21 protein-coding genes and 1 pseudogene are annotated in these 24,849 nt (G+C 61.0%); 11 read left to right on the top strand and 11 right to left on the bottom strand.

Annotation, left to right across the window (positions count from 1 at the left end):
- Positions 1–96 precede the first annotated feature (96 nt).
- Positions 97–495 (top strand): RidA family protein, encoded by a 399-nt coding sequence (locus FSO04_RS20675; protein ID WP_166618223.1) that lies wholly within the window; start codon positions 97–99, stop codon positions 493–495.
- Positions 496–523: 28 nt separating this feature from the next.
- On the opposite strand, the gene FSO04_RS20670 is transcribed toward FSO04_RS20675, so the two are convergent.
- Positions 524–1,495 carry an amidohydrolase family protein gene (locus tag FSO04_RS20670; protein WP_154561966.1) on the bottom strand — a complete coding sequence of 324 codons (972 nt, stop codon included), beginning with the start codon at positions 1,493–1,495 and terminating at the stop codon, positions 524–526.
- A gap of 171 nt (positions 1,496–1,666) precedes the next feature.
- Between FSO04_RS20670 and FSO04_RS20665 the strand changes: the two genes are divergently transcribed.
- From FSO04_RS20665 to FSO04_RS20655, 3 genes are all read left to right on the top strand, one after another.
- Entirely contained in the window at positions 1,667–2,566 is a 900-nt protein-coding gene (locus tag FSO04_RS20665; protein WP_154561964.1) for a LysR family transcriptional regulator, read from the top strand.
- A gap of 66 nt (positions 2,567–2,632) precedes the next feature.
- Positions 2,633–3,592 (top strand): AraC family transcriptional regulator, encoded by a 960-nt coding sequence (locus tag FSO04_RS20660; protein WP_233464929.1) that lies wholly within the window; start codon positions 2,633–2,635, stop codon positions 3,590–3,592.
- An 89-nt stretch (positions 3,593–3,681) separates the two neighbouring features.
- Positions 3,682–4,383, top strand: coding sequence for a fumarylacetoacetate hydrolase family protein (locus FSO04_RS20655; protein WP_154561962.1), 702 nt, complete (start codon positions 3,682–3,684; stop codon positions 4,381–4,383).
- Positions 4,384–4,427: 44 nt separating this feature from the next.
- Here the strand turns inward: FSO04_RS20655 and FSO04_RS20650 are convergent, their stop codons facing one another.
- Genes FSO04_RS20650 through FSO04_RS20640 form a run of 3 tightly spaced genes read right to left on the bottom strand, consistent with a single transcriptional unit; the run spans position 4,428 to position 7,802 of the window.
- Positions 4,428–5,234 (bottom strand): NAD-dependent epimerase/dehydratase family protein, encoded by an 807-nt coding sequence (locus FSO04_RS20650; protein ID WP_154561960.1) that lies wholly within the window; start codon positions 5,232–5,234, stop codon positions 4,428–4,430.
- Between the two features lie 32 nt (positions 5,235–5,266).
- Positions 5,267–6,010, bottom strand: a complete 744-nt coding sequence (locus tag FSO04_RS20645; RefSeq protein ID WP_154561958.1) for a GntR family transcriptional regulator — start codon at positions 6,008–6,010, stop codon at positions 5,267–5,269.
- Positions 6,011–6,062: 52 nt separating this feature from the next.
- Positions 6,063–7,802, bottom strand: coding sequence for an IlvD/Edd family dehydratase (locus FSO04_RS20640; RefSeq protein ID WP_154561956.1), 1,740 nt, complete (start codon positions 7,800–7,802; stop codon positions 6,063–6,065).
- Positions 7,803–7,946: 144 nt separating this feature from the next.
- On the opposite strand from FSO04_RS20640, the gene FSO04_RS20635 reads away from it, so the two are divergent.
- The gene (locus FSO04_RS20635; RefSeq protein WP_154561954.1) at positions 7,947–8,945 is read left to right on the top strand and encodes a 2-hydroxyacid dehydrogenase; all 999 of its coding nucleotides are present in this window, start codon (positions 7,947–7,949) and stop codon (positions 8,943–8,945) included.
- Positions 8,946–8,986: 41 nt separating this feature from the next.
- Positions 8,987–9,916: a dihydrodipicolinate synthase family protein gene (locus FSO04_RS20630; RefSeq protein ID WP_154561952.1), complete on the top strand. Its 930-nt coding sequence runs from the start codon at positions 8,987–8,989 to the stop codon at positions 9,914–9,916.
- Positions 9,917–9,987: 71 nt separating this feature from the next.
- On the opposite strand, the gene FSO04_RS20625 is transcribed toward FSO04_RS20630, so the two are convergent.
- The 4 genes from FSO04_RS20625 to FSO04_RS20610 all read right to left on the bottom strand — a co-directional run bounded on the left by FSO04_RS20625 (position 9,988) and on the right by FSO04_RS20610 (position 15,595).
- Positions 9,988–11,154, bottom strand: coding sequence for a mandelate racemase/muconate lactonizing enzyme family protein (locus FSO04_RS20625; RefSeq protein WP_154561928.1), 1,167 nt, complete (start codon positions 11,152–11,154; stop codon positions 9,988–9,990).
- A gap of 108 nt (positions 11,155–11,262) precedes the next feature.
- Positions 11,263–12,564 carry an MFS transporter gene (locus tag FSO04_RS20620; RefSeq protein ID WP_154561926.1) on the bottom strand — a complete coding sequence of 434 codons (1,302 nt, stop codon included), beginning with the start codon at positions 12,562–12,564 and terminating at the stop codon, positions 11,263–11,265.
- Positions 12,565–12,637: 73 nt separating this feature from the next.
- Positions 12,638–13,945 (bottom strand): MFS transporter, encoded by a 1,308-nt coding sequence (locus tag FSO04_RS20615; protein WP_233464928.1) that lies wholly within the window; start codon positions 13,943–13,945, stop codon positions 12,638–12,640.
- Between the two features lie 102 nt (positions 13,946–14,047).
- The gene (locus FSO04_RS20610; protein ID WP_154561924.1) at positions 14,048–15,595 is read right to left on the bottom strand and encodes a UxaA family hydrolase; all 1,548 of its coding nucleotides are present in this window, start codon (positions 15,593–15,595) and stop codon (positions 14,048–14,050) included.
- Positions 15,596–15,831: 236 nt separating this feature from the next.
- Here FSO04_RS20610 and FSO04_RS20605 point away from each other — a divergent pair, with 236 nt between their 5' ends.
- From FSO04_RS20605 to FSO04_RS20595, 3 genes are all read left to right on the top strand, one after another.
- Positions 15,832–16,770 carry an SMP-30/gluconolactonase/LRE family protein gene (locus FSO04_RS20605; RefSeq protein WP_154561922.1) on the top strand — a complete coding sequence of 313 codons (939 nt, stop codon included), beginning with the start codon at positions 15,832–15,834 and terminating at the stop codon, positions 16,768–16,770.
- A gap of 86 nt (positions 16,771–16,856) precedes the next feature.
- A complete protein-coding gene (locus FSO04_RS20600; RefSeq protein ID WP_154561920.1) occupies positions 16,857–17,261 on the top strand; it encodes a heme-binding protein in 405 nt (134 codons plus the stop codon).
- Positions 17,262–17,293: 32 nt separating this feature from the next.
- Complete coding sequence (locus FSO04_RS20595) at positions 17,294–19,462, top strand: malate synthase G (RefSeq protein WP_154561918.1); 2,169 nt, start codon at positions 17,294–17,296, stop codon at positions 19,460–19,462.
- Positions 19,463–19,496: 34 nt separating this feature from the next.
- On the opposite strand, the gene FSO04_RS20590 is transcribed toward FSO04_RS20595, so the two are convergent.
- Together FSO04_RS20590 and FSO04_RS20585 are read right to left on the bottom strand one after the other, a co-directional pair.
- Positions 19,497–20,486, bottom strand: coding sequence for a LacI family DNA-binding transcriptional regulator (locus FSO04_RS20590; RefSeq protein ID WP_154561916.1), 990 nt, complete (start codon positions 20,484–20,486; stop codon positions 19,497–19,499).
- A 334-nt stretch (positions 20,487–20,820) separates the two neighbouring features.
- A complete protein-coding gene (locus FSO04_RS20585; RefSeq protein WP_154561914.1) occupies positions 20,821–21,747 on the bottom strand; it encodes a LysR family transcriptional regulator in 927 nt (308 codons plus the stop codon).
- 335 nt (positions 21,748–22,082) lie between these two features.
- Here FSO04_RS20585 and dkgB point away from each other — a divergent pair.
- A pseudogene (dkgB, locus tag FSO04_RS20580) lies at positions 22,083–22,199 on the top strand (2,5-didehydrogluconate reductase DkgB); the annotation flags it as partial.
- A gap of 90 nt (positions 22,200–22,289) precedes the next feature.
- On the top strand, positions 22,290–23,303 hold the full coding sequence (locus tag FSO04_RS20575; RefSeq protein WP_154561912.1) for an aldo/keto reductase: 1,014 nt from the start codon (positions 22,290–22,292) through the stop codon (positions 23,301–23,303).
- 607 nt (positions 23,304–23,910) lie between these two features.
- Here FSO04_RS20575 and FSO04_RS20570 read toward each other — a convergent pair.
- Positions 23,911–24,651 carry an OmpW/AlkL family protein gene (locus FSO04_RS20570; RefSeq protein WP_154561910.1) on the bottom strand — a complete coding sequence of 247 codons (741 nt, stop codon included), beginning with the start codon at positions 24,649–24,651 and terminating at the stop codon, positions 23,911–23,913.
- Positions 24,652–24,849: the final 198 nt, after the last annotated feature.

The raw sequence follows: 24,849 nt of genomic DNA, 5'->3' as shown, positions 1-24,849 counted from the left end.
CAGCGGGTAGGCGTCGATTGACGTGATACAACGCGATTTGCCGCGCACGTCATGCGGCAAGTCGGAAAAACGCCACATCAAGGCGATGGGAAAAACATGAACGACTGTGGCACGCGCCGCGCATTGCGTGGTGTCAATCCAACCGACCTCAAACCAGGCGGGCACTATTCTTCAGCGATGGTCGCGGGCGACTTCGTCTTCCTGTCTGGCCAGACGCCGCGCGACGCCGACCGGAAGGTGATCGGCGACTCGATCGAAGAGCAGACCCGTGCGACGCTCGCCAATGTCGAGCGGGTACTGGCCGCCGCCGGCGCCGGACTGGATGACGTCGTCAAGGTCACAGTCTATCTAACCGACTTAACGCTTTTTAGCCGCTTCAACGCACTCTATGCAAGCTGGTTTGCCCAGCACAAACCGGCGCGAACGACGGTGGAAGCCGGTCTGCAGGGTGTGCTCGTGGAGATCGACGTGGTTGCCTACATCGGCACGCGCTGAAGCAGGCGGCGCACCGTACGCACGCACGTTAGAAGCCGTAGAGCCTTGCAGGATTTTCGACGAGGATTCGATGCCGCGTCGATTCGTCAGGTATCCACAGCGTCAGATCGTCCAGCAAGCGGGCGGCGTCCGGCTTGTTATCGGCCGCTTGCGTCGGATGAGGCCAGTCCGATCCCCACAGCATCCTGTCCGCGGCAAGCTGGGCAAACCTGAGCGCGACCCTTCCGGCGTCGGCGTAGACCGGCGCTCCGCTTCGCGACACGAGATAGGGTCCGCTCAATTTGACCCAGGTACGGCCGTTGGCCAGCAGCGCCTCGACCATCCGGAACGCGGCATGCTCCGCGCCGCCCGGTTGCGGAATCTGCCCCATATGATCGATCACGAGCGGCGACGACAGATTAGCAAGCAACTGTCGGTGCGCGAGTAGCTGTGCAGCGGTGGCATTGACCTGAATGTGCCAGCCGAGCGGTTCGATCCGCTTCGAGAGCGGCTCCATCATCGATACCGTGACGCCAACCAGGTATTCGAGGTTAAACCGCAGCCCGCGTACGCCCGTATCGTGAAGACCGGCCAGCTCACCATCCGTCACGGTGACGGGCACGGTCGCGATGCCGCGTGCGGTCTTTCCGAACTGCGACAGGGCATCGAGCAGGCAACGATTGTCGGTTCCATACGTAGACGGTTGAACGACGACATGTCGCTCGACGCCCAGCCTCCGCTGCAGCGCGCGATAGTCGGCGACCGTTGCGTCAGGCGGCTGCAATTGCGCAGACGGATCGACTGGATACCGCGCATCGTAGATATGGTGATGACTGTCGGTCGCCTTCGGCGGAACCGGAAAGCACGGCTGCCCGGTACCGGCGACGCGCGCCCGCTCCTCGAGGAAAGAAGATTCGCCGGATGAGGCCGGCGTAGTCGCGAGGTCGGTCGCCCAGTTGCTGCGGCCAGGGTCTATGCCGTCTTGGGGTCTATCACGGTGGCCTTGCTTCTTTTGCTTCAAACGGCATCTCCTTTAGCCGGCGGGTCGATCGGAGCTACGGACTGCCCTGCTGCAAAATGACCAACGACGCACTACGTTACGGTGCAACGAAAAGAGTGGACCACTATACGCATGCAATTTTTCCGGGAGATAATCAAAGTTAGCGAGACCATCTGATAGAAACCTTCGATCATGCGCATTTCTCTTCAGCAAATTGAGACCTTTTATTGGGTGGCGCGGTTAGGTGGATTTCATGCGGCGGCGCGTCATCAGCACCTCACGCAGCCGACCATTTCGGCACGCATCCAGGAGTTCGAAGAACATCTCGGCGTGCAGCTCTTCACGCGCAGTCGGACCCGCTCCGAACTCACGCTCGCAGGCCGCGATGCGCTCGCCAATGCGGAACAGGTGCTAAAGCTCGCCGAAAAGCTCGAACAGATAGCGAAGCGTACCGACCCCATGTACGGGCTTCTACGGCTCGGCGCGATTGAGTCCATCGCCCACGCGGGGCTTGCAGATCTACTGACGCAACTCAAGACGCGATATCCGCACATGAAGATCGAACTCACGATCGATGTGGGTGTCACACTCGGACGCAAGCTTGGCGCGCACGAACTGGACATAGCGATACTGAACGATTCCACCGATGCGCCTCACGTGGTCGAGACCGCCATCGGCTACACCGATCTGCATTGGGTTGCGTCGCCGCAACTCGTGCCCAACCGCAATGTCGCGCCTCATGATCTTGCGTCGGTACCGATCATCACCGTCTCGCAACCGTCATCGAACCATTCGCTTGTAATGAACTGGTTCCGCAGCGCCGGTTGCAATCCGGACAACATCAGCTCATGCAATTCCCTGACGATGATGTCGCGGCTGGTCGCGGCCGGACATGCGGCGGCCGTGCTGTCGCCCGCAATCATGCTCGCGGAGATCGATGCCGGGCTGATTCACGTGCTGAACACTGAACGGCCGATCACTCAGCAGGGGTTTTTTGTCGCCTATCAGGAAGAGTGTCTTAGCGGCGCGGATACCATCGTGGAGCTGGCAAAAGAGGTGCTCACACGCAGTCGCGTGCTGATTCCGGGGTAGTCGGCGCAAGGGCGCCGTTAAGAATTCAACGCACCGGCAAGCATGAATCAATCGGAGTACACAGTCATGAACGCATCACCGGTGGTGGTATCACGCACCTATGCGATGCCTGAGCGAAGCGATCGTCTGGATTTCTACATACGCGACCAAGCGTCGCGCCCCGCGATTGAAGAGCCGCACAAGCACGAATATTTTCAAATTCAGATCAACCTCGGCGGGGACACCGAACAGCATATTGGCGGAGTGCGCAGGCCCTTTCCTGCGGGTGCGGTCGCCTTTATCCTGCCGCATCGCTTGCATCTGATACCGCACCCCGCGCATTCGCGCTTCATTGTCATCAACTTTACGCAAGCGTTTCTACGCGCCAATACGGACGGAATCGCGGATCCCCTTGACCTCGAGGATGTGTCGATCACGCAGGCTCCCGAACTCGCCCCATTCAGGCTTCAGGAGTACATCGACTTCATTCTGGAGGACGCCGATCTCGCCGAAATCGAGCCGGTTCTGTCACGCATGCTGGAGGTCAATGAGATGCGGCGCTTCGGTTCAACCGCTCTTCTGCGCGGATACCTTCTTCAGCTTATCGGGATCGTATGCCAACGACATGCGGATCAGTTGCTTCGGCTCTCCTCGCGTAATGCCCAAAGACTCGGCCGACGAGACGCTCTGATCCGCGTGGACCGTCATGTCAATGCACATCTCGCGAGCGACGCACTGTCTCTGACCTCTGCCGCCGCCGCTGCGTTTCTATCGCCGAACTACCTTACGCATCTGATCAAGAAGGAGACAGGCAGGACATTTGTCGAGTGGGTGACCGAGCGACGCATCGCACGCGCAAAGGATCTGTTGGCAAACGACAACCGGCGCATCAAGGACATTGCGTTTCTGGTCGGCTATCGCGACGAAGCCTATTTTTCGAGGCGGTTTCGTCAATCAGTCGGTCAATCGCCGAGCGACTTTCGCGACATGCACCGGCGTGCGGTTCAACGAGACGGTGGCGCAACCGCGCGCGAAGGAGCACCGTAAGATCGTCCTGGTGTTCAGCGGATTTGTCCTGCACGGCGCGTTCGCAGGGCGATATCGTCGGTAGGCCAATACTACTCGCGAGGCTTACCATGACCGAATATTCAGTGACACCACCCACGATTACCTCCGTTGCTGTCAGCGGCTCGACGAGCCGCTTTCCCGTGCGCCGCGTGTTCTGTGTCGGGCGTAACTACGCAGAGCATGCGCGCGAAATGGGTGCCAACCCGGACCGGGATCCTCCGTTCTTTTTTTCCAAGCCTGCCGATGCCGTCGTGCCAGCGACCGGCGTGCTTCCGTACCCTCCCCTTACTTCCGACTTGCACCATGAGATTGAACTCGTCATTGCGCTCGGCAGGGAGGGAAAGGCCATCGCCCCCGAAAACGCGCTCGATTTTGTCTGGGGTTATGGAGTCGGAGTCGATCTGACACGCCGGGATCTCCAGGCGACGGCGAAGAAACTGAGCCGTCCGTGGGACTGGGCGAAAGGCTTTGACGCGTCTGCGCCGGTGAGCGAGATCAAACCGGCGTCGGAGTTAGGACATCCGTCCAGCGGACGGATATGGTTGTCCGTGAATGGCGAAGTCCGCCAGCAAGGCGATCTCAGCGAGATGATCTGGCCTGTCGCGGACATCATCAGTTACGTATCTCAGGCCGTGACTGTGAAGCCGGGAGACCTGATTTTCAGCGGAACACCCGCTGGCGTCGGCGCACTCCGCCCAGGCGACAAGGTCGCAGGCGGAGTGGATGGCGTTGCGAACTTCAGTTTCGAGGTGGGCCCGCTAGTCGGTTGAGCCTGCTTTAACGCGACGCAATCGTCCGACGGGGTCCGCCATGCTCAATCGATCCGGAGCGGATCCCCGTCGAATTCGACAAGGCAGCCGAAGCCGCCATGAAACAGCGCTTCACGCGCATCTTCCACCTTTCCCATCGCCTCGATCTCAGCCGCGTGCAGTTCGGCATCGTCTTGCGGCACGAACCCGAGATAGCGCACGTTGGCATTGTCCCAGCGATTGCGCGCGTTATTGGATACGCCATACACGACCGCGAAGTGAAAGTCCGGATAGTCGATACAGCGGCGCGCCACCTGCACCATGTCGCGATGGCTGATCCATGTGAAGAGGTGCCGCGGCGCGGTTGGCCGGTCGTCCGGACGGAACGAGCCGATCCGGATGCATGCAACCGACATGCCATGCTTGTCGGCGTACATCCGGCCAAGCGCCTCGCCGAACACCTTCGAGATGCCGTAGCGGCTATCGGGGCGCGGCTCGACGCTGTTATCGATCATCCGGTCGCGACGATGAAAACCCACTGCATGGTTCGAACTCGCGAACACCACGCGCTTGACGCCCGCTTGCCGCGCCGCTTCGAACACGTTGTAGCATCCCTCGATGTTCATATCACGGATGCGCTCCCAGCGATCCTCGTCAGGAATGCCCGCAAGATGCACGACAACATCGACACCCTTCATGGCCGGCAGAAGATCCTCGAGCCGCGTGATGTCCGCGGTCACGATTTCCTCGCCTGCCTGCGCCTCCGCCTGCGGCGCAATGTCGGCGAGGCGCAGTGCATAGTGGCCCTGGAAACCGGCGCGGAGCACGCGTCCAATGTGACCGGCCGCGCCGGTAATCAGTACTCGAGTCATTGATACCCTCTCTGTGATTCAGGTAAATACGGTTAATCGGTTTCGCCTTTCTGTACGGCGTAGCCGGCCGAGCGGCGGTGATGCGCTTCAAGATATGCATCGCGCGATGGCACCAGGTGCTCCCGGCATAACTTGATCAACGATTCCCGGTCGCCGGTTCGGAGCGCCTCGATCATCTGGTGATGCTCGGCGCGAGCCTTCTCCAGATACTGAGGAAACACGATCGATACCGAACGGATGGCATGCGTACGGCGCTCATACTCGTGAATCGCCTCGGTTAGAACCTGGCTTTCCGACAACGCAAAGAACGCATGGTGAAAGGCCATGTTCGCGCGGAACACACGCCGCAGATCTCCGGCGACGGCTGCTTCGTCGTGCTCCGCCTGTATTGCCGTTAACGCATCGAGCGCTTCGCTAGTGACCGGAAAAACGATGCGCCTCGCCGCGTCTGCTTCCAGCAGTTCGCGTAGCGCATACAGTTCGGTAACCTCGCGCGGCGTAAACGACTTGACCACCGCGCCCACATTCTTGCGGCGCTCCACCAGGCCGCGCCGCTCCACCTCCGCCAGCACCTGGCGTGCGACGTGGCGCTTCAGGTTGAAGCGCTCGCACAGATCGTCTTCCACAAGCCGTTCCCGTGGATGCAGAACGCCAAGGACGATCTGCTCCTCGAGCTCGTCTGAGACGCTGCGCAGCGTCTCGTCGACATTGCGGTCGCGTTCGACCGTCTTCGCAGTGGGTGCATCGGAGCGTTTGGGCTTGGCAGCGTTGCTCATAAAAGGGTCCGCAAAATGATCTAACCCGCGAGCCTATACGAAAATATGACCTTTATCCCTTGTTTCCGCTGCCGGGAACGGTCGCGTTAATCCGGGTAGCTTGCAAAAAGTCAAAGTCGCAGCCCTCGTCGGCCTGAGTGATCGTCGTCAGGAAGAGTTTGCGATACCCACGCTCCTCGGGATCGACCTGGCGGGCCGGCAACGCGGCCAGACGAGCTGCAATTTCCTCGTCGCTGAGGGCAAGTTCGATAGACCGTTCCGCCACGCTCAGGCGAATCCGGTCGCCCGTTTGTACGATCGCAAGCGGACCGCCGATCGCCGCTTCGGGTGTGACGTGCAGGACCACTGTCCCGGACGCCGTGCCGCTCATGCGTCCATCCGAAATGCGCACCATGTCTTTGACACCCAGGCGGCCGAGCTTGCGCGGGATCGGAATGTAGCCCGCTTCCGGCATTCCGGGTGCACCGACCGGACCGATCCGCTTGAGCACGAGTACGTCGTGCGCTTCCACGTCCAGTTCCGGATCGTCGATACGGCGAGCCAGATCCTCCGCGTCCTCGAAGACGACTGCCCGCCCTTCGTGCTCCATCAGGCTGGCGCTTGCCGCTGACTGCTTGATGATCGCGCCGCCCGGCGCGAGATTGCCACGCAACACCGCGATACCGCCTTGCGGAAAGATCGGGCGGTCAAACGGGCGGATTACGTCTTGCGGGAAGCTCGCGGGGGCGAGATCCAGCTCCTCACCGAGCGTACGGCCCGTCACAGTGAGCGCGTCGAGATGCAGCAGGTCTTTCATCTCGCGCATGACCGTGGTCAAGCCGCCGGCGCGATGCAGGTCTTCCATGTAGTGCTGTCCGGACGGTTTCAGATCGACGAGGACCGGCGTCTCGCGCGCCATCCGGTCGAGCTGCTCAAGGTCGATGCGAATCCCGAGCCGGCCCGCAATTGCCGTGAGGTGAATGATGCCGTTGGTCGAGCCGCCGATTGCGAGCAGCACCCGCAACGCATTTTCGATCGCCTTGGGCGTCAGGATGGCCGCCGGACTCAGGTCCCGCCCGATCATCGCCACGGCCTGCGCGCCGGTGCGCTCCGCAATGCGGATGCGATCGGCAGTCACGGCAGGCGCAGACGCGCCACCCGGCAGCATGATGCCCAAGGCTTCCGCAATACAGGCCATCGTGCTGGCCGTTCCCATCACCGAACAGGTCCCGACCGTCGCGACGAGCTGATTGTTGACCGCTTCGATCTCGGCTTCGTCGATCTGGTCGCCGCGAAAACTCGCCCAGAAACGACGGCAGTCCGTACATGCCCCCACCCGTTCACCGCGATGCGAGCCCGTGAGCATGGCGCCCGTCACCAGTTGAATAGCGGGCACGCCCGCCGCCGCCGCACCCATCAACTGGGCCGGGACGGTTTTGTCGCAGCCGCCGATCAGCACCACCGCATCCATCGGCTGGGCCCGGATCATCTCCTCCGTGTCCATCGACATCAGGTTGCGCAGGTACATGCTGGTCGGATGCGAAAAGCTCTCGGCGATCGAAATCGTCGGGAATTCGACAGGCAGCCCGCCAGCCAGCATCACGCCGCGCTTGACCGCCTCGATCAACTGCGGCGCGTTGCCGTGGCATGGGTTGTAGGCACTGCCCGTGTTCGCGATAGCCACGATCGGACGCGACAGCGCGTCGTCGGTATAGCCCGCGCCCTTGATGAACGCCTTGCGCAGAAAAAGCGAGAAACCTTCATCGCCGTAGTTCGTCAGGCCCTGCCGCAAGCCGCTTTTCTTCTCGCCCATTTTCGCTCCTAAATCTTCGATGAGATTATCAATAATCTTGACGGGAATCTTACCGATACTTATAGTCTGTCCGCAAGCGATTCTTTTTTGTGGCGGTCGATGCCGCCTGGCAACTCTCTCTAACAGCATTCCGCCGAGGTCTTCATGAAGCATGTCGTGGCCTATCGTTCGTTGCCTCCTGCCGTGCTGGGGCTTCTTCGTGAGCACTGTTCCGTCGAGCTGGTCGACGTTTCCTCCGGCGATCTCGCGCCATTCAGGCGCGCCCTGGGCACGGCTCATGGCATGGTCGGCAACAATCTCAAGATAACGCCTGAGATTCTTGATGCGGCGCCCTTGCTTGAGGTCGCGTCCACCATTTCGGCCGGCTTCGATGCGTTCGATGTCCCCGAACTCTCGCGCCGCGGCATCGTTCTGACGAACACGCCTGAAGAAGTCACCGAAACCACTGCTGACCTTGTGTTCAGCCTGATCCTCGCGACCGCCCGGCGCATTTCCGAACTCGCCGACTGGACGCGGCGCGGCCGGTGGACGCGTACTGTCGGCGAGGCGCAATTCGGTGTCGACGTGCATCACAAAACCCTCGGAATCGTCGGGCTTGGGCGCATTGGCAGCGCGGTCGCCAAGCGCGCCGCCCTCGGCTTCGGCATGGACGTGATTTATTCCAATCGCTCCCGCAACCCCGAAGCCGAGGAGCGCTACGGCGCGCAATGGCGGCCGCTTCCCGAACTGCTCGCGACTGCGGATTTCGTCTGCGTGCTCGTTCCGCTATCGCCCGCCACCGAGCGCCTGATCGGCAGCGCCGAGCTCGGGACCATGAAGCCGTCGGCCATTCTCATCAACTGTGCTCGCGGACAGGTCGTCGACGAGGCCGCCCTCATCGCGCATCTCCGTGAAGGCCGCATTCTCGGCGCCGGTCTCGATGTGTTCGAACGCGAACCGGTGTCGCCGGACTCGCTGCTGCTCGAGTTACCGAACGTGGTAGCGGTGCCGCATATCGGTTCCGCTACGCAACAGACGCGCGAGAACATGGCCATGCGTGCGGTGCGCAATCTCATCGACGCACTCGACGGCCAGCTCTCGTCGACCTGTGTCAATCCCGAAGCACGCCAAGCCCGCTTGTCCGCTCAACAGATCGCCAACTGAATGGCGCGAAGCACCCTCTCCCCCATCAAAAGGAACACGCGATGACCTCAGTCAACCGGCCCCGCGGCGTTTACTCGCCCGTGGTCACGCCGTTCACAAACGACCTTCTTCCCGATCACGACCGCTATGTCCGTCATTGCCGATGGCTTATCGAACAGGACGTCGGACTCGCTGTTTTCGGCACCAACTCAGAAGCGAATTCGCTCGCAGTCAGCGAGAAAATGAAGCTGCTCGAAACGCTGGTTGGCGCAGACATTCCGGTGGATCGCCTGATGCCGGGCACCGGCTGCTCGGCACTCACCGACACAGTCGAACTGACACGCCATGCGCTTTCGCTGGGCGTAAACAATGTGCTGACGCTGCCGCCGTTCTTCTACAAGGGTGTCACCGACGAAGGCTTGTTCCGCAGCTATGCGCAGATCATCGAGCGCGTGGGTTCCGACGCACTGCGTATTTATCTGTATCACATCCCGCCCGTGTCCCAGGTGCCGCTCAGCCTCGCGCTCATCGAGCGGCTGTTAGCTGCTTTCCCGGGCGTGATCGCCGGCGTGAAGGACAGCTCGGGCGACTGGAGCAACACGCAGGCGATGCTCGAGCGCTTCCAGCCGCATGGCTTCGATGTGTTCGCCGGCAGCGAGACCTTCCTGCTGGCCACCATGCGCGCGGGCGGCGTCGGCTGCATCACGGCAACCGGAAACGTCAATCCGGCGGCTATCGTGCAGTTGTATCGTCACTGGCAATCGGCCGACGCCGATGCCCGTCAGGCAGCACTGGATGCCACGCGTGCGGTGTTCGCCAAGCTCCCGATGATCCCTGCGCTCAAGGCAGCGATAGGCGTCTATTCGAACGACCCCGAGTGGGGCGTCGTACGTCCTCCTCTCGTCGATCTGACGCCAGTGCAATGCGATGCGCTCGCCGCCGCACTCAGCGAAATCGGCTTTTCGATGCCGGGAATCGAAGTCACCGCCTGATGCCCTGAAGAAACACCCGCCGGCTGCATGCGCAACCGGCGGTCTTTTTCTAGCTATTCATTGCTTCGGCTTCACGCCCAATCGTCCAGCGCGTATTCGTTCAGCGCGGCTTCATCGAAGTCGAATCCGAGGCCTGGACGAGTCGGCACGGTCAGCTTGCCGTCTGCGAACGACAGTTGCGTATCCACCAGCCGACGGAAATTCAGCACCTGATCGTCAGGAAAAAATTCGACATAACGCGCATTGCTCGTCGACGCCACCAGATGCACGTGCAGATCGTGGAACCAGTGCGGGCACATCGTCACGCCCACGGCCGCGGCCGACGCCGCAATCCGCCGCCATTCGCTGATCCCGCCGCATACCGCCGCGTCCGACTGAAGGATCATGGCCGCGCGTTTGTCGAGCAGCTCCTGATGCCGCCAGCGCCCTGCTTCTATCTCACCGGTCGCAACGGTCACCGGCGTGCGCCGGCTCAGTTGCGCATGGCTCTCGATGTCGTCCGGACTGAACGGCTCTTCTATCCAGTACGGGTTGAACGGTTCGTACCGGCGCATGTATTCGAGCGCGGTCGGAACGTCGGCCCAGGCGTTGTTGGCATCGAGCATCAGCAGCACGTCGTCGCCGATCGCTTCTCGTGCTGCCCTGATCCGCGCTTCCTCGCTGCGCGGATCGAGCCGCCCCACTTTCATCTTCACGGCGCGAAACCCCTGTGCCACGTATCCCGCCATCTCCTCGCCGAGACGCTCGGGCGTCTTGCCTTCGAGGTAGTAACCGCCGCTGGCATAGGCCGGCACGGTGGCGCTGCATGTGCCGCCGAGATAGCGGCTCAACGGCAGGCCCGCAGCGCGCGCATTCCGGTCCCACAAGGCGATGTCGATGATGGACAGCGCCCGCATGACCGAGCCGGCACGCCCTTGCAGCAGTGACTCGTCGTACATGGCGCACCAGGAGCCTTCGACATCGAGCGCGGAGCGCCCGCGCAACAGCGGCGCAAACAATTCGCGCACGGCATACGTGACCAGCATGCCGGCGCGGTTGCCGCTGTAGCAAAAGCCGATGCCGTAATGGTCATCGGCTGTTGTGACGCGCACGACCGTGTAGTCGCGGGCAGTGACGAGCCGGGTCGAGAATGCAGTGTGGCGGTCAAGCGGCACGCGGATGGTGCGCGCCTCCACCGAAACGATCCGCGAACGTGTCTGATAATCGGTTTGCTCAGGTTCAACGATGACGTGTTTCATAACAGTAGATCGACTCGAAAAAGATAACGATGCTCACGGGACCGATCGTGCGGCCGCGCGCACCGTCCCGCCTGCGCCGACCTGACGGCTTGCGTGGCAGGACGGAGCTTATGTGGCGGTCGTATGCGTCTCGGCTGTTTCGGCTGTCTCGCCTGCCGCGCGCCGGCCGATGACCAGCAGCATCGCCAGCACGCCGACCAGATCGACCGCCGCGCCGAGCATGAAGCCGCTGCTGTAACCGCCAAAGTACTGGACCGCAAAACCCATCATGGTCGGACCGACGATGCCCGAAATGTTGCTCATCAGGTGAACAAAGCCGCTTACGCCCCCGAGATGCCTGCCTGGCACTAGTTCGTGCATGGTGGCCCAGCACGCTTGCGACGAAGCCGTCAGGAACAGCACGGCGAACGCGACAAGCAGGACTGCGGGCATCACGGAATCGACCATGCTGACGCCCACCAGGGCGAGACCCGACAGCGCGAGCGGCACGATCGCCGAGACCTTGCGCGCCATCAGCTTGTTGCTCATGCGCTTGAAAAATGCGTCGGCGACCAGCCCGCCGCCGAAGTATCCGATTCCGCCGCATGCCCATGGCACCGCGCTCAGAAAGCTCATGTGCTTCATGTCGAGATGCAGCGCGTTGGTGAAATAGCTCGGCATCCACGAGATGAACACGAACAGCGTGTAGTTCACCGCGAACAGGCCGACGCCAAGCGCGAGCGTGCTCGGACGAAACAGGTAGCTGCGCAGCGGTGTGCTTTCGTCGCCGCCTTCTGCCGGGTGTGCCGCGCTGCGGCTCGCTTCGACCATCTCGCGTTCGGCCTCACCGACCCGCGTGCTTTGCGCCGGCTTGTCGGTCGCGAAGATACGCCAGGCGACGATCCACACCAGCCCGAACGCCGCGATGATCACAAACGACGTGCGCCAGCCGTAGGCAATGGCGATCAGCCCGACCACCGGTCCAGCAATCGCGCTGCCTACCGTCTGGCCCGAAAACGTAAAGCCGACCATGGTCGCGGTTTCATGCCGGGGAAACCAATTGGTGATGGTCCGGTTGGTCGTCGAATTCATCGGACCTTCGCCGAAGCCGAACAGCGCCCGTGAGATCAGCAGCGTGCCGAATCCAGTCGCGGCCGCAGTCAACCCGCAGAGAATGGACCACGCCCCCATCGCCCAGGAGAAGACCCGACGCGGTCCATACTTGTCGGCGAGTTGTCCGCCGACGAATGCGAAGATGGAATAGCCGAAGAAAAAACTGCTGAACACGACGCCGAGTTGCGACGGTGAAAGGTTCAGCTCCTTGTTGAGAACAGGCGCGACCACGCCGAGCGCCGCGCGGTCCATGTAATTGATCGCGCCCGCAATAAACAGCAGCAAGGCGACGACGTAGCGATACTTCCCAGTCTTCATGTTGTCTCTATTCCGTGTAATTAACGATACCGAACGTTGCTATCTGGCACTTCTTTCGAGTGCCATCAAGGTGCTACCTGTTGACAAGTCTGGCGGGAAGCTGCGTCAAGATGAGGCATGCGGAGACAATCAGCGACCCCGCAATCAGGAACAGGCTCGAATCGAGTGAGTGCGTGACCGTCTTTAGCCACCCCACAAGCGTGGGGCTTACGAAGCCTGCGAGATTGCCCGTCGAATTGATCAATGCGATGCCGGCGGCCGCACCGGTGCCGCCGAGAAAGGACGTGGGCAGTGCCCAGAACATGGGTAAAGCCGTAATCACGCCCGAAGCAGCAAGCGTCAGGCCAAGCAACGCAATATACGTATTGCTGCCCGCGTAGGCGCACATCACGAAACCTACAGCCGCCATGCATTGCGGCAACACGACGTGCCAGCGGCGTTCACGCGTGCGGTCCGCGTGGCGGCCGACCACAATCATCAGAATCAGGGCGGCAAGATAAGGCACGACAGTGAGCAGGCCGATGGTGAAGGCGTCCGTGATGCCCGAACTCTTTATGATGGTCGGCTGCCAGAAGCCAACGGCATAAGAGCCCATCACGATACCGAACAGAATCGCGCACAAGGTCCAGACTTTGAGCGACGTGAAGACCTCGCGCACGGAACCGTGGCTTTTGGTGCGTGCTTCCGCATCGATTTCCGATGCAATGAAGTCGCGATCCTCAACCGGCAGCCACTTTGCGTCCTTCACCCGGTCGTCGAGGAACCAGAAAATGACGGCTGCCAGGATCAGCGCGGGGACGGCTTCCAGAATGAACAGCCACTGCCAGCCGGCAAGCCCCGCGTTCCCCGCCAGGCGCTGCATGATGAAGCCCGATATCGGGCCGCCGACAATGCCCGCCACCGGATTGCCCGCCATCAGAAAAGCGATCATCTTGCCGCGCCGGTGCGATGGAAACCAGTAGGTGAGATACAGCACCAGTCCCGGGAAAAAGCCCGCTTCGGCCACACCCAGAAAGAAACGCAATACGTAGAACATCGTGGGCGTGGTGACCCACGCGGTCGCGGCCGAGAGCACGGCCCACGTAAGCATGATCCGGGCGATCCAGCGGCGCGCGCCGAGCCGGTGCAGCAGCAAGTTGCTCGGGACCTCGAAGAAGAAATACCCGATGAAAAAGATACCGGCGCCGAAGCCGTACATCGCCTCGCTGAAGTTCAGATCGCTGAGCATCTGGAGCTTGGCGAAGCCCACGTTGACCCGATCCAGATAGGCCACCACGTAGCAGACGAACAGCAAGGGCATGAAGCGCCAGGTCACTCGCGTGTAGATCGAGTTGCTTGCCGCGCTGTCAGGTATGTGTATTGCCGGGGTTTGGGTACTCAAGGGCTGTCTCCGCTAATTTTGTTCGACTAGCTACAGGGCGGCGGTTTTACTTATGGGTGTAAATGGCCGTTCGCCCTCGCGATGCGCTGCGCCACTGCGGACTCAACTCATGATGCCGATCTGCCATGGCACGAATTCGTGATCACCCAGCCCGAGCATTTCGCTTTTTGTGCGCTCGCCCGACGCGGCCGCAAGAATCGCGTCGAAGATTCTCTGGCCCGTACTCTGGACCGACGCAATGCCATCCAGGATTCCGCCGCAGTTCAGATCCATGTCTTCAGTCAGACGGGTGTACATCGGCGTGTTGGTGGCGAGCTTCAGCGATGGCACGGGCTTGGCGCCGAACATCGAACCGCGCCCTGTGGTGAAGGCAATAAGATTTGCGCCGCCTGCAATCTGACCCGTCGCGGAGACGGGGTCGAAGCCGGGCGTGTCCATGAAAACGAGTCCAGGTTGCTTCACCCGCTCGGCGTATCGATACACTTCCATCAGCGGGCCGGTGCCGCCTTTCATCGATGATCCAATCGACTTTTCGAAGATGTTCGCCAGTCCGCCCACCTGATTGCCAGGGCTGACCTGGCCATTGATCTGAACGTCTCGACCGACCGAATACTCGTCTTTCCACCAGCGGATCCGCTCAACGAGCTTCTCGCCGACTTCGCGGCTGACCGCACGCCGCGTGAGCGTATGTTCCACGCCGTAGATCTCGGGTGTTTCGGAGAGGATGGCCGTGCCGCCATGACGGACCAGCAAGTCCATCGCCGCGCCAAGCGAAGGATTGGCGGTGATCGACGAAAAGCCGTCCGAGCCACCGCATTGCAGACCGATCTTCAGGTGGCTTGCGGAAACCGTCGTGCGCTTCGCGCGATTGGCATCGGGTAACAGCGCCTTTACCGCAGCCACGCCGGCCTCGATGGTCCGGCGGGTGCCGCCGCTCTCCTGCATGATGAACGTGTGCAGTCGCGAACCAGCCTCCAGACCTTCCTGATCCATCAGTCCGGCCAGTTGATTGCGCTCGCATCCCAGCCCGACAATCAGCGCTGCGGCGAGATTGGGATGGCGCGCGTAACCCGCCATCGTTCGGCGCAGCAGCGCCATCGGCTCGCCGCTCATCTCCATACCGCAACCGATCGAATGCGTGAACGCAACCACGCCATCTACATTGGGGTAGTCGGCCAGCCGTTCGGGCGTGAACCATTCGGCGATCCTGTGTGCGACCGTGGCCGAACAATTGACTGTCGACAACACGCCGATGTAGTTGCGCGTGGCAACCTCGCCGTTATCGCGCGCGATGCCCTGGAACGTGGCGCGCTCGGCTTCGGGCACCATCTCGACGGGCCGATAATCCGCGCCAAATGCGTAGTCGCGGTCGAACTCGCGGAACTCGACGTTATGGCTATGGACCATCGTGCCTGGCGCAATATCCGTCGCGGCGAAACCGATCACCACGTTGTATTTGCGAACCGGCTCGCCTTTTTTGATGGGCGTCGCCGCGATCTTATAGCCTGCGGCCACCTGGCTGCGGCAAACAAAATCTTCGGCTGGAACCGGCGTACCGATCGCGACGTCGATGCGCGCAATCACCACATTGTCAGCGGGATGCAACCGGATCACTGGCCCGGTTGCGCTCTTGCTCGTCACCTCAGTCATCAGGCATTGCCCTTCTAAAAATTTTGCGCCGGGCGGTTAAAAAAAGAGGGCGAGAGTAATCGCTTTCTTACATAACCACTACGGCCGATGCGCCGCTGCTTGAAACTCAACAATTTCAAGCATCTTATGGCACTTCATTTCCAAATTCAAGAGAAAGCGCTTACTCGATTTCCTTTATACTACCGGTCGCGCCTCCGCATAGGCGGAAATGCCGGGCACCCGAACAGGAGACTGAGATGTGGCAACAAGCTGAGCGATACCCCGACCCCCGGGTGATTTCGCTAGACCCTTCCTTCGATAAATACCGCGTGGCCTTTTCGGCTGTCGAACGGCTGGCTACCGGCTACCGGTGGACCGAAGGTCCGGTATGGTTCGGCGATGGACGCTACCTGCTCTGGAGCGACATTCCGAACAACCAGATGCTGAAATGGGAGGAGGAAACGGGCGTGGTCAGCGTGTTCCGGAAACCTTCCAACTACGCGAACGGCAACACCCGCGACAGGCAGGGGCGACTCGTTACGTGCGAGCACGGCCGCCGCGTCACACGCACCGAGTACGACGGCAGCATCACCGTCCTTCTCGATTCCTTTGAAGGCAAGCCGCTCAACTCCCCCAACGATCTGGTGGTGAAATCGGACGGCTCGATCTGGTTCACTGATCCGCCGATGGGCATTTCTGGGCACTACGAAGGAATCAAGGCGGAGCAGGAACTCCCGCACTCCGTATATCGGATCGATGGCGTGACAGGCATTGCGTCCGTAGTCACGCGCGACTTGAAAGGGCCGAACGGCCTGTGCTTTTCACCCGACGAGAAGCTGCTCTACATCATCGAATCGCGCGGTGTTCCCAACCGGATGATTCACGTTTATGAAATGGACGCGGACGGTCGCGGCATCGGTAAAGGCCGGATGTTCTACGACGCGGGAGTCGGCACAATCGACGGAATGCGCGCGGACATCGACGGTAATTTGTGGTGCGGCTGGGGCATGGGCAATGACGAACTCGATGGCGTCATGGTCATTTCGCCACAAGGAAAGATGATTGGCCGGATCGCCCTGCCCGAGCGCTGCGCGAATTTGTGTTTTGGCGGACGCGCACGTAACCGGCTGTTCATGGCGTCGTCGCAGTCCATTTATGCAGTGCACGTCAACACGCAGGGCGCGCTGGGTGGATAACCCGGTCCGCCGCGAAACGTATCCCGGCCACCGGCATGCGCCGGTGGCGACACTTCACTTCGAAACACAGACTTGATAACCCTGACATGCAAAGCAAACCCGTATTGACCGTTGTAGAAGCTACCCGAATCCTCGAAGCTGCGCGCGCGGAAGCAGAGAAAAACCAGTGGGCAGTCACCATCGCGGTCGTGGATGACGGAGGCCATCTGCTGGCCCTGCTCCGCCTCGACGGCTGTGCGCCGATAGGCGCTTACATCGCGACCGAAAAGGCCCGTACGTCAGCGCTCGGCCGACGTGAATCGAAGCAGTACGAAGACATGATCAACGGCGGTCGAACCGCATTCCTGAGCGCACCGCTGGCCGGTACCCTGGAAGGCGGTGTCCCCGTCATGGTCGACGGGCACGTTGTGGGCGCAGTCGGCGTGTCCGGTGTCAAGCCGGATCAGGATTCGCAAGTGGCCCGAACCGCAGCAAACAGCCTCAACGGCTGATTGATTGATACTTGAAACTGTTGGAGCACATGATGGGTGAAATGATCGAGCGCAACGGGCTGCGTGTTGCGGCTGTTCTGAGCAAATTTGTAGACGACGAGGCGTTGAGCGGGACTGGCATCGACAGCGAAGCCTTCTGGAAAGGCTTCGCTGCCCTCGTCCACGACCTCGCCCCGAAGAACCGCGCGCTGCTCGCAGAACGCGATCGTCTGCAGACGGAGCTGGACCAGTGGCACCGCGCAAATCCGGGGCCGGTGCGCGATCTGAAGGCATACCGCGCATTTCTCGAGGGCATCGGCTATATCGTGCCGGCGAGCGCAGCCGTTAAGGCGACCACCGAGAACGTCGACACCGAAATCGCCGGGCAAGCCGGCCCGCAACTCGTCGTGCCGCTCTCGAACCAGCGCTACGCGCTCAACGCCGCGAATGCGCGCTGGGGCAGCCTGTACGACGCGCTTTACGGCACCGACGCTATCCCCGAAACCGACGGCGCGGAGCGCACCGCTTACTTCAACCCGGTCCGCGGTGAGCGCGTGATCGCGCGCGCCCGCGCATTCCTCGATGAAGCGGCGCCGCTCGCCAACGGCTCGCACGTCGACGCCATCGCGTACCGCGTGGAATGCGGCAAGCTCGCCGTCACGCTCAAGAACGGCTCGTCGGCATTGAAGGTTCCCGCACAGTTCATTGGCTATCAGGGCGACGCAGGCTCCCCTTCCGCCGTCCTGCTCAAGCATCACGGCCTGCACTTCGAGATCCAGATCGACGCAACGGACGCCATCGGCAAGACCGACGCGGCGCGCGTGAAAGACGTGCTGATGGAAGCGGCTGTCTCGACGATTATCGATTGCGAAGACTCGGTTGCCGCCGTCGACGCCGCCGACAAGGTCCAGCTTTACCGCAACTGGACCGGCCTTGCGAAAGGCGATCTGACCGAGCAGGTCACGAAGAACGGGAAGACCTTCACGCGCCGCCTGAACGCCGATCGCAAATACACCGCGCCCGATGGCTCGACCGTGAAACTGCATGGCCGCTCGTTGCTGTTCATCCGCAATGTCGGGCATTTGATGACGAATCCGGCGATCGTCGATCACGACGGTCGCGAGATTCCCGAAGGCATTCTGGATGCCGTGATGACATCGCTGGGCGCGATGCACGACCTGCAAAACAAGCTCAATTCGCGGACCGGATCGATTTACATCGTCAAGCCGAAGATGCACGGCCCGGCCGAAGTCGCGTTCTCCAATGAGCTGTTCGGCCGCGTCGAAGATCTGCTGGGGCTGCCGCGCCATACCATCAAGATGGGCATCATGGACGAGGAGCGCCGCACGAGCGTCAACTTGCAGGCGTGCATTGCGGCGGCATCGGCGCGCGTGGCGTTCATCAATACGGGCTTCCTGGATCGCACCGGCGATGAGATGCACAGCGCAATGGAAGCCGGTCCGATGATGCGCAAGGGCGACATGAAGTCGTCGGCGTGGATCGCCGCTTACGAGCGTAATAACGTGCTGGCCGGCTTAAGCTCGGGATTGCGCGGACGCGCGCAGATCGGCAAGGGCATGTGGGCAATGCCCGACCTGATGCACGCAATGCTTGAACAGAAAATCGCGCATCCGAAGGCGGGCGCGAACACGGCTTGGGTGCCGTCGCCGACTGCCGCGACGCTGCACGCGCTGCACTACCATCAAGTTGACGTTCAGGCCGTGCAGCAAGAGTTGGAAAGGACCGGCTACGACAGCGTACGCGATGAACTGCTCGATGGCCTGCTGACGATTCCTGTCGTCGAAAAGGCGCAGTGGTCGGATGAGGAAATCCGCGAGGAAATCGAGAACAACGCGCAAGGGATTCTGGGTTACGTGGTTCGCTGGATCGATCAGGGCGTCGGATGTTCGAAGGTGCCGGATATTCACGATATCGGTTTGATGGAAGACCGCGCGACGCTGCGCATTTCGAGCCAGCACATTGCAAACTGGCTGCGTCACGGGGTGGTGTCGGAAGCGCTGGTGAACGAAACGTTCAAGCGCATGGCGAAGGTGGTGGATGCGCAGAACGCCGACGACCCGCAGTACCAGCCCATGAGCGGTCACCTGGATACATCGCTCGCGTTCAAGGCGGCGAAGGCGCTGGTTTTTGAAGGACGGTCGCAGCCCAGCGGGTATACGGAGCCATTGCTGCACAAGTTCCGACTTGGCGCGAAGTGGTAGGCGCAAATCGCAGTCGAAACCGTGGGCCGCCGACCTAGGTGCTGCGAGGACGCGCCGTCGTACCACGCACAATCAGGTCGGTCGGCACGATGTACTGCGAACTGACGGGCCGTCCTTCGATCCGGGCGAGCAGATACTCGGCGCTGCGCGCGCCGATTTCATCGGCGGCAAGCCGCATGGTCGTCAGCGGCGGCGACGTGAAGCTGGAAAACTCGATGTCGTTGATGCCCGCGATCGACAGGTCGCCCGGCACGTCGATACCCGACTCGCGCGCCTCGGCCAGCGCGCCGATTGCAAGCAGATCGGTGCCGCAGATTACGGCCGTTGGACGCTCGGGACCGTTCATCAGCGCCTTCATCGCCATCTGGCCTTCAATGATCCTATGTGGCATCTCGATCAGATGCTCGTGGCGCAACTGCAGCCCGCGCGACTGCAGCGCCGCGCGCACGCCGATGATGCGATCAGCCGCGCGATCGCTGTGCTGCGTCATCTGGGTAATCATGCCGAAGCGCACGTGCCCGAGTTCGAGCAGATACTCGGCAAGGCGCCGGCCCACTGCGACATTGTCGAACCCGACATAGGGGTGATCGTGATCGACGGTCCAGCCGTTGACGAGCGGAATCTGCTCCTTCTCGATCAGTTCATAAAGCGCGGGCGAGTGGTTACGGCCCACAAGCATCAGACCGGCAATGCCGTCCGCGATAAGCGCGCGCACCTGCTTCAGCTCGTCCTCCTGGTCGTAGTACGAACAGCCAAGCAGCAACGTATAGCCGGCTTCTCCGATGCGCTTTTGCAGCGCGAACACACCAATCGCGAAGTTCTGGTTTTCCAGCGACGGAATCACCGCGCCGATCGTCTTCGAGCGCTGCGACGCCAGCGCGCGTGCCGCCGCGTGCGGCGTGTAGCCGAGGGTCTGCGCGATCTCACGCACGCGGTTCTGCAGTTCGGCCGCTACCGTCGCGTTGCCGTTCAACACGCGCGAAACGGTCGCAGTCGATACGCCCGCTGCGCGTGCCACGTCCATCACGGAAATTGCATTCGATTTGCGACGCGGCGCTCTTTTCTTTGTTTCTGTGGTCAACTTGCACCCTGCCCGATGTCGAGGCGCACCATCGCGCCTTCCCTGTGCCGCATACTATAACGCGGAGCATCGGGAAATGGCGGCCGCCGGGTGCGCACCTGCTCCTGGTCGATCCTCTCCGTGTTTCCGTCGAACGACACGAGACACCCGCAGTCACCGTGAAAGAGCGCCTCGCGCAGATCTTCTGTCTGCCCTGTCGCCATAATCTGCGCGACTTCTCCTTCGACGCGTTTCTCACCGCCGCCCAGTCTGGCGACAATCGCGTCTCAGGCGTCCATCACTGATCCGCCCACGCTGCTGCCCGCCGCGCCGGCGTTCCGCTGCCGAGCGCCTCGATCAGATAATCGACGAACGACGCGATCCGCGATGAGATCGCCGTATTCCGGTAATAGACGGCATGAATCGGCTGCCGCACGTCCTGCGTGTGACGTGTAAGGATCTGCATGAGCCGCCCCGCTTCACGGTCCTGCGTGGTCATGAAATCCGACAGGCAGACGATCCCGTTGCCTTCGAGCGCGAGTTGCCTCAGCGTCTCTCCGCTCGACGACCAGACCGTGGGCTCGATATGGTACGGTTCACCATCGGCGCCGAGCAGCGGCCAGACATTCAGCGATTCCGGCTGGTTGAAGCCGAGCAGTGCGTGCTTGCCGAGATCTTCGATCTTGCGCGGCTGGCCGTTCACCTCGAGATAGTTCGGACTCGCGAGAATGCGCAGCCTGCTGTTGCCGACGAGCCGGCTATGCAGCGTCGAATCCTTCAGCCGTCCGATCCGGATCGCGACGTCGGTGCGCCGCTCGAGCAGATCGATCACGCCCTCGTTGCTGTTGAGTTCCAGCTCCACCTCAGGATAACGCTCGCGGTATCCCTGCACGAGCGGGACAATCACATGCAGCATGAACGGCGACGCCGCGTCGACCCGCAACCGCCCCGACGGTTTCTCGCGCCGCGCCACCATCTGTTCCTCGGCACTTTCCACCGACTCGATGATCGCCCGTGCGTCCTGCAGGAACGCCCGCCCCTCCTCGGTCAATTCGAGCCGGCGCGTGGTCCGGCGCAACAGCGTCGTCTTCAGCTTCTCCTCGAGCCGGCCGAGTGTACGGCTCGCGGCCGACACAGTCAGGTCAAGCTGCTGCGCGGCGGCCGTGATCGACCCGGTGTCGACCACGGCCGCGAAGGTTTGCAATTCGTCCAGCGTGATTTTCATTGTTGATTTCAAATCAAAACAATTTCGTTTATAACCTGGTTTTTCCGCAAAAGTAAAGAGCGCACACTGCGCCAACCGCTCGCTCGATGGCCCCCTGATCAGTTTCCTGTTGCTGCTGATCGCCGCGGCAGGCGTCGCGTTCGTCGTGCTGCAGGTCGCCCGTCAGCGCCGCATGCAGGTAGACGCAAATGCATAGCACAGGCTACCGGAACGCATTCCAATATTTGATTTGAAATCAAATATGTTTGACGGATACAACCGTTTTTCGCATGGATGAAAAACGGCAGAATCCCATCGTCGATTGAGCAGTTCGCATCCAACAACTGGAGAACATCATGAGCACGATTCCCGCATTTGGCCTTGGGACATTCCGCCTGCAAGGTCAGGTCGTCATCGATTCGGTCCGCAACGGCCTTGAACTCGGCTACCGCGCGATCGACACCGCGCAGATCGCGGCGCTCGAGCGCAATGGCCGCGAAGTCAATCCGGACGGCCTCGCGCCGACCTGGGATTGAGATTTTTACGATCGTTCAAGGCTACCTATGCGAATCACTATTCCATCCCGTATCGGATTCGGCACTGCGCCGCTTGGTAACATGTACCGCGCGATTCCCGACGACGAAGCGCTCGCCACCGTCGACGCGGTGTGGCAAAGCGGTATCCGTTACTTCGACGCCGCGCCGCTCTACGGCGCGGGTCTTGCTGAACTGAGGCTCGGCGAAGCGCTCGCGGCCCATCCAAGAGACCAATATGTGCTCGGCACAAAGGTTGGCCGCCTCATTCTCGACGAACACGAATCAACCGCAGAGCGCGATCTAGGTGAGAAAGGCGGATTGTTCGAGTATGGACTCCCTAACAAGATCGTCTACGACTACACGGAAGAAGGTACTTTGCGTTCGATCGAAGCAAGCCTGAAGCGGCTGCGCACCGACCGGCTCGATTACGTGTGGATTCACGATCCCGCTGTCGATTTTCATGGCGACAACTGGCGCGCGGTATTCGAGGAAGCGATGTCCGGCGCCGCAAAAGCGCTGACACGCCTCCGTGACGAAGGCGCCATCAAAGGATGGGGGCTCGGTGTGAATCGAGTGGAGCCGTGTGAACTCGCATTGGAGCGCGCCGATCCGGACGGTTTCCTGATCGCGGGCAGATATACGCTACTGGACCATGAAGCGGCGCTGCGCAAGCTATTACCCGCCTGCGAGACACGCAACCTCGGCATCGTCGTCGGCGGCCCGTACAATTCCGGCTTGCTGGCGGGTGGCACTCACTTCGAATATCAGTTGGCGCCACAAGCGATGATCGATCGTGTAGCGCGCATTAAAGAGGTATGCGCCCGATTCGGTGTGGACATTCGCGCGGCAGCGTTGCAGTTCTCACTTGCCCATCCGGCGGTCGCCGGCATCATCCCCGGCGCCAGCCGTCCGTCTCGCATCGTCGAAAATCAAACACTGATAACCGCTCCCATTCCCGCAGCATTTTGGCAGCAGTTGAAGTCCGCGAATTTGATTGCCGCGCATGCGCCGACGCCCGATGAGGTTGCCCCCGCTCTCTGATCATACGAATGAAGAACGGTCGCTACGGTGTGGCCGTTCCGTTCGCAGCCAGCCTGACATCTCTGCCGTTCGTCCGAGCAGCCGCCCTGACTGGCAGCCATAGTGGGGGCACCGCACCACGATTTTATGAAATCCTGGCAGAGCCTGCAGAAGCCATAATCTCAACTCCGGCTACGCCTTCGTCCGGAAAGCATGGCAGCACGTGCTGCAACCGCGTGGGCCCAACGCAGTGGCCAGCCCCAGCTCGTACTTCATCGGGTGGACAGAAAGCTGAACATCCCTGCTCCTTCTCGTGATTACAAGCTCTTCGTTCCGTGCGCTGCCGGATGGCACCCGGTCATGATCTACCCCGCATGAACTCCCGCACCAGCCGGGAACGGCATGCAAACCTGCCGGCAAACTTCGGATCGTTATCAACGGTGATAGAAGCAGGCAATCCACGAATCTCACTCAAGCGCTGCAATAGGCGAGACACCTGAAATCACGGTCGAGCTTTCTGAAAAATAGAGTCTACCGGGCGCAAGTACGCAGCAGAAAACATTTTGCTTGCCTCTGTCCCTGAAGAGCGTTCAAACCCCTCGATTGGCGCATCGACGATCTGTACGCGCTAGAACGTATAGGCGACGTTCAGGAAGACGTTAAGCGGATTGAGCCGGAGCGTGGATTTGGAAACGATCTGCGTTCCCGTTGCGGTCTGCCCGTATAACGTAAGGTGGGTTTTCACCGGGACGTAGCCAAGAGAGGTTCCGACCGACCAGTGTTTTGTAATCGCGTAATTTGCCCCGACCTCGAATACAGGATTCCACGATGAACTGAGTGTCGCACGTGCCGAGCCGCCTGGACCAAGGCTATCAGTGACAAACTGGCTATTGGTTGTCCGAACCTGGGTGAACCACGTATAGTTCACGCCGAGCCCTATGAACGGACGGAATTTCGATTCGGCTGAAAACAGGTGGTATCGAAGTTCGATGGCGGGCGGCATGGGCCTTGTTGTGCCGAGCTTGCCATACTTCTGCAGCGTCCCGTCGCCAATCAGATTCACCTTCATTGGTAGTCCAAAAAGCAAGGCGACACCCATGTTGTCCGTGACGTAGTACTCAGTGGTAATTCCCACCGTATCGGTTGAACTCGCATGCGCTCCGCTACCAGATAGCTGCTGATTCACTGCTACCCCGCCAATGCTTTCCACGGTTAGTGGCGTTGCGTCACCCTGCGGCGCAATGTGAAGCCATCCTGTCGACAGCGTTATGCTTCCGGCCGACTGCGCATCGGCATTGTCGATAAGCCCAGCCGAGCAGATGCAAGCCGCCATACCGACCGAACTGATCGCGCGTTTGTAATTCCTCATGCCTCTTCTCCTGTCTCTTTGTCTGGAAATTTTTGTGAATCAGCGTATTTCTGTTCGAACTGCTAAATTGATTGTTGTCCGCCTTTCGCATAGCTACACCCCCGCCTACTCCCATCGCCCTGCACTCTAGTAAGAGTGCATTGCCAGGCGTTCCGTCTCGGGCGGGAACACGCACCACGTACCGTCGCGGTGCCGGAA

This window comes from Paraburkholderia madseniana, from assembly GCF_009690905.1.
Classification (GTDB): domain Bacteria; phylum Pseudomonadota; class Gammaproteobacteria; order Burkholderiales; family Burkholderiaceae; genus Paraburkholderia; species Paraburkholderia madseniana.
Note: the sequence above shows the minus strand (reverse complement) of the source record. Positions and strands in the feature narration are given on the sequence as shown.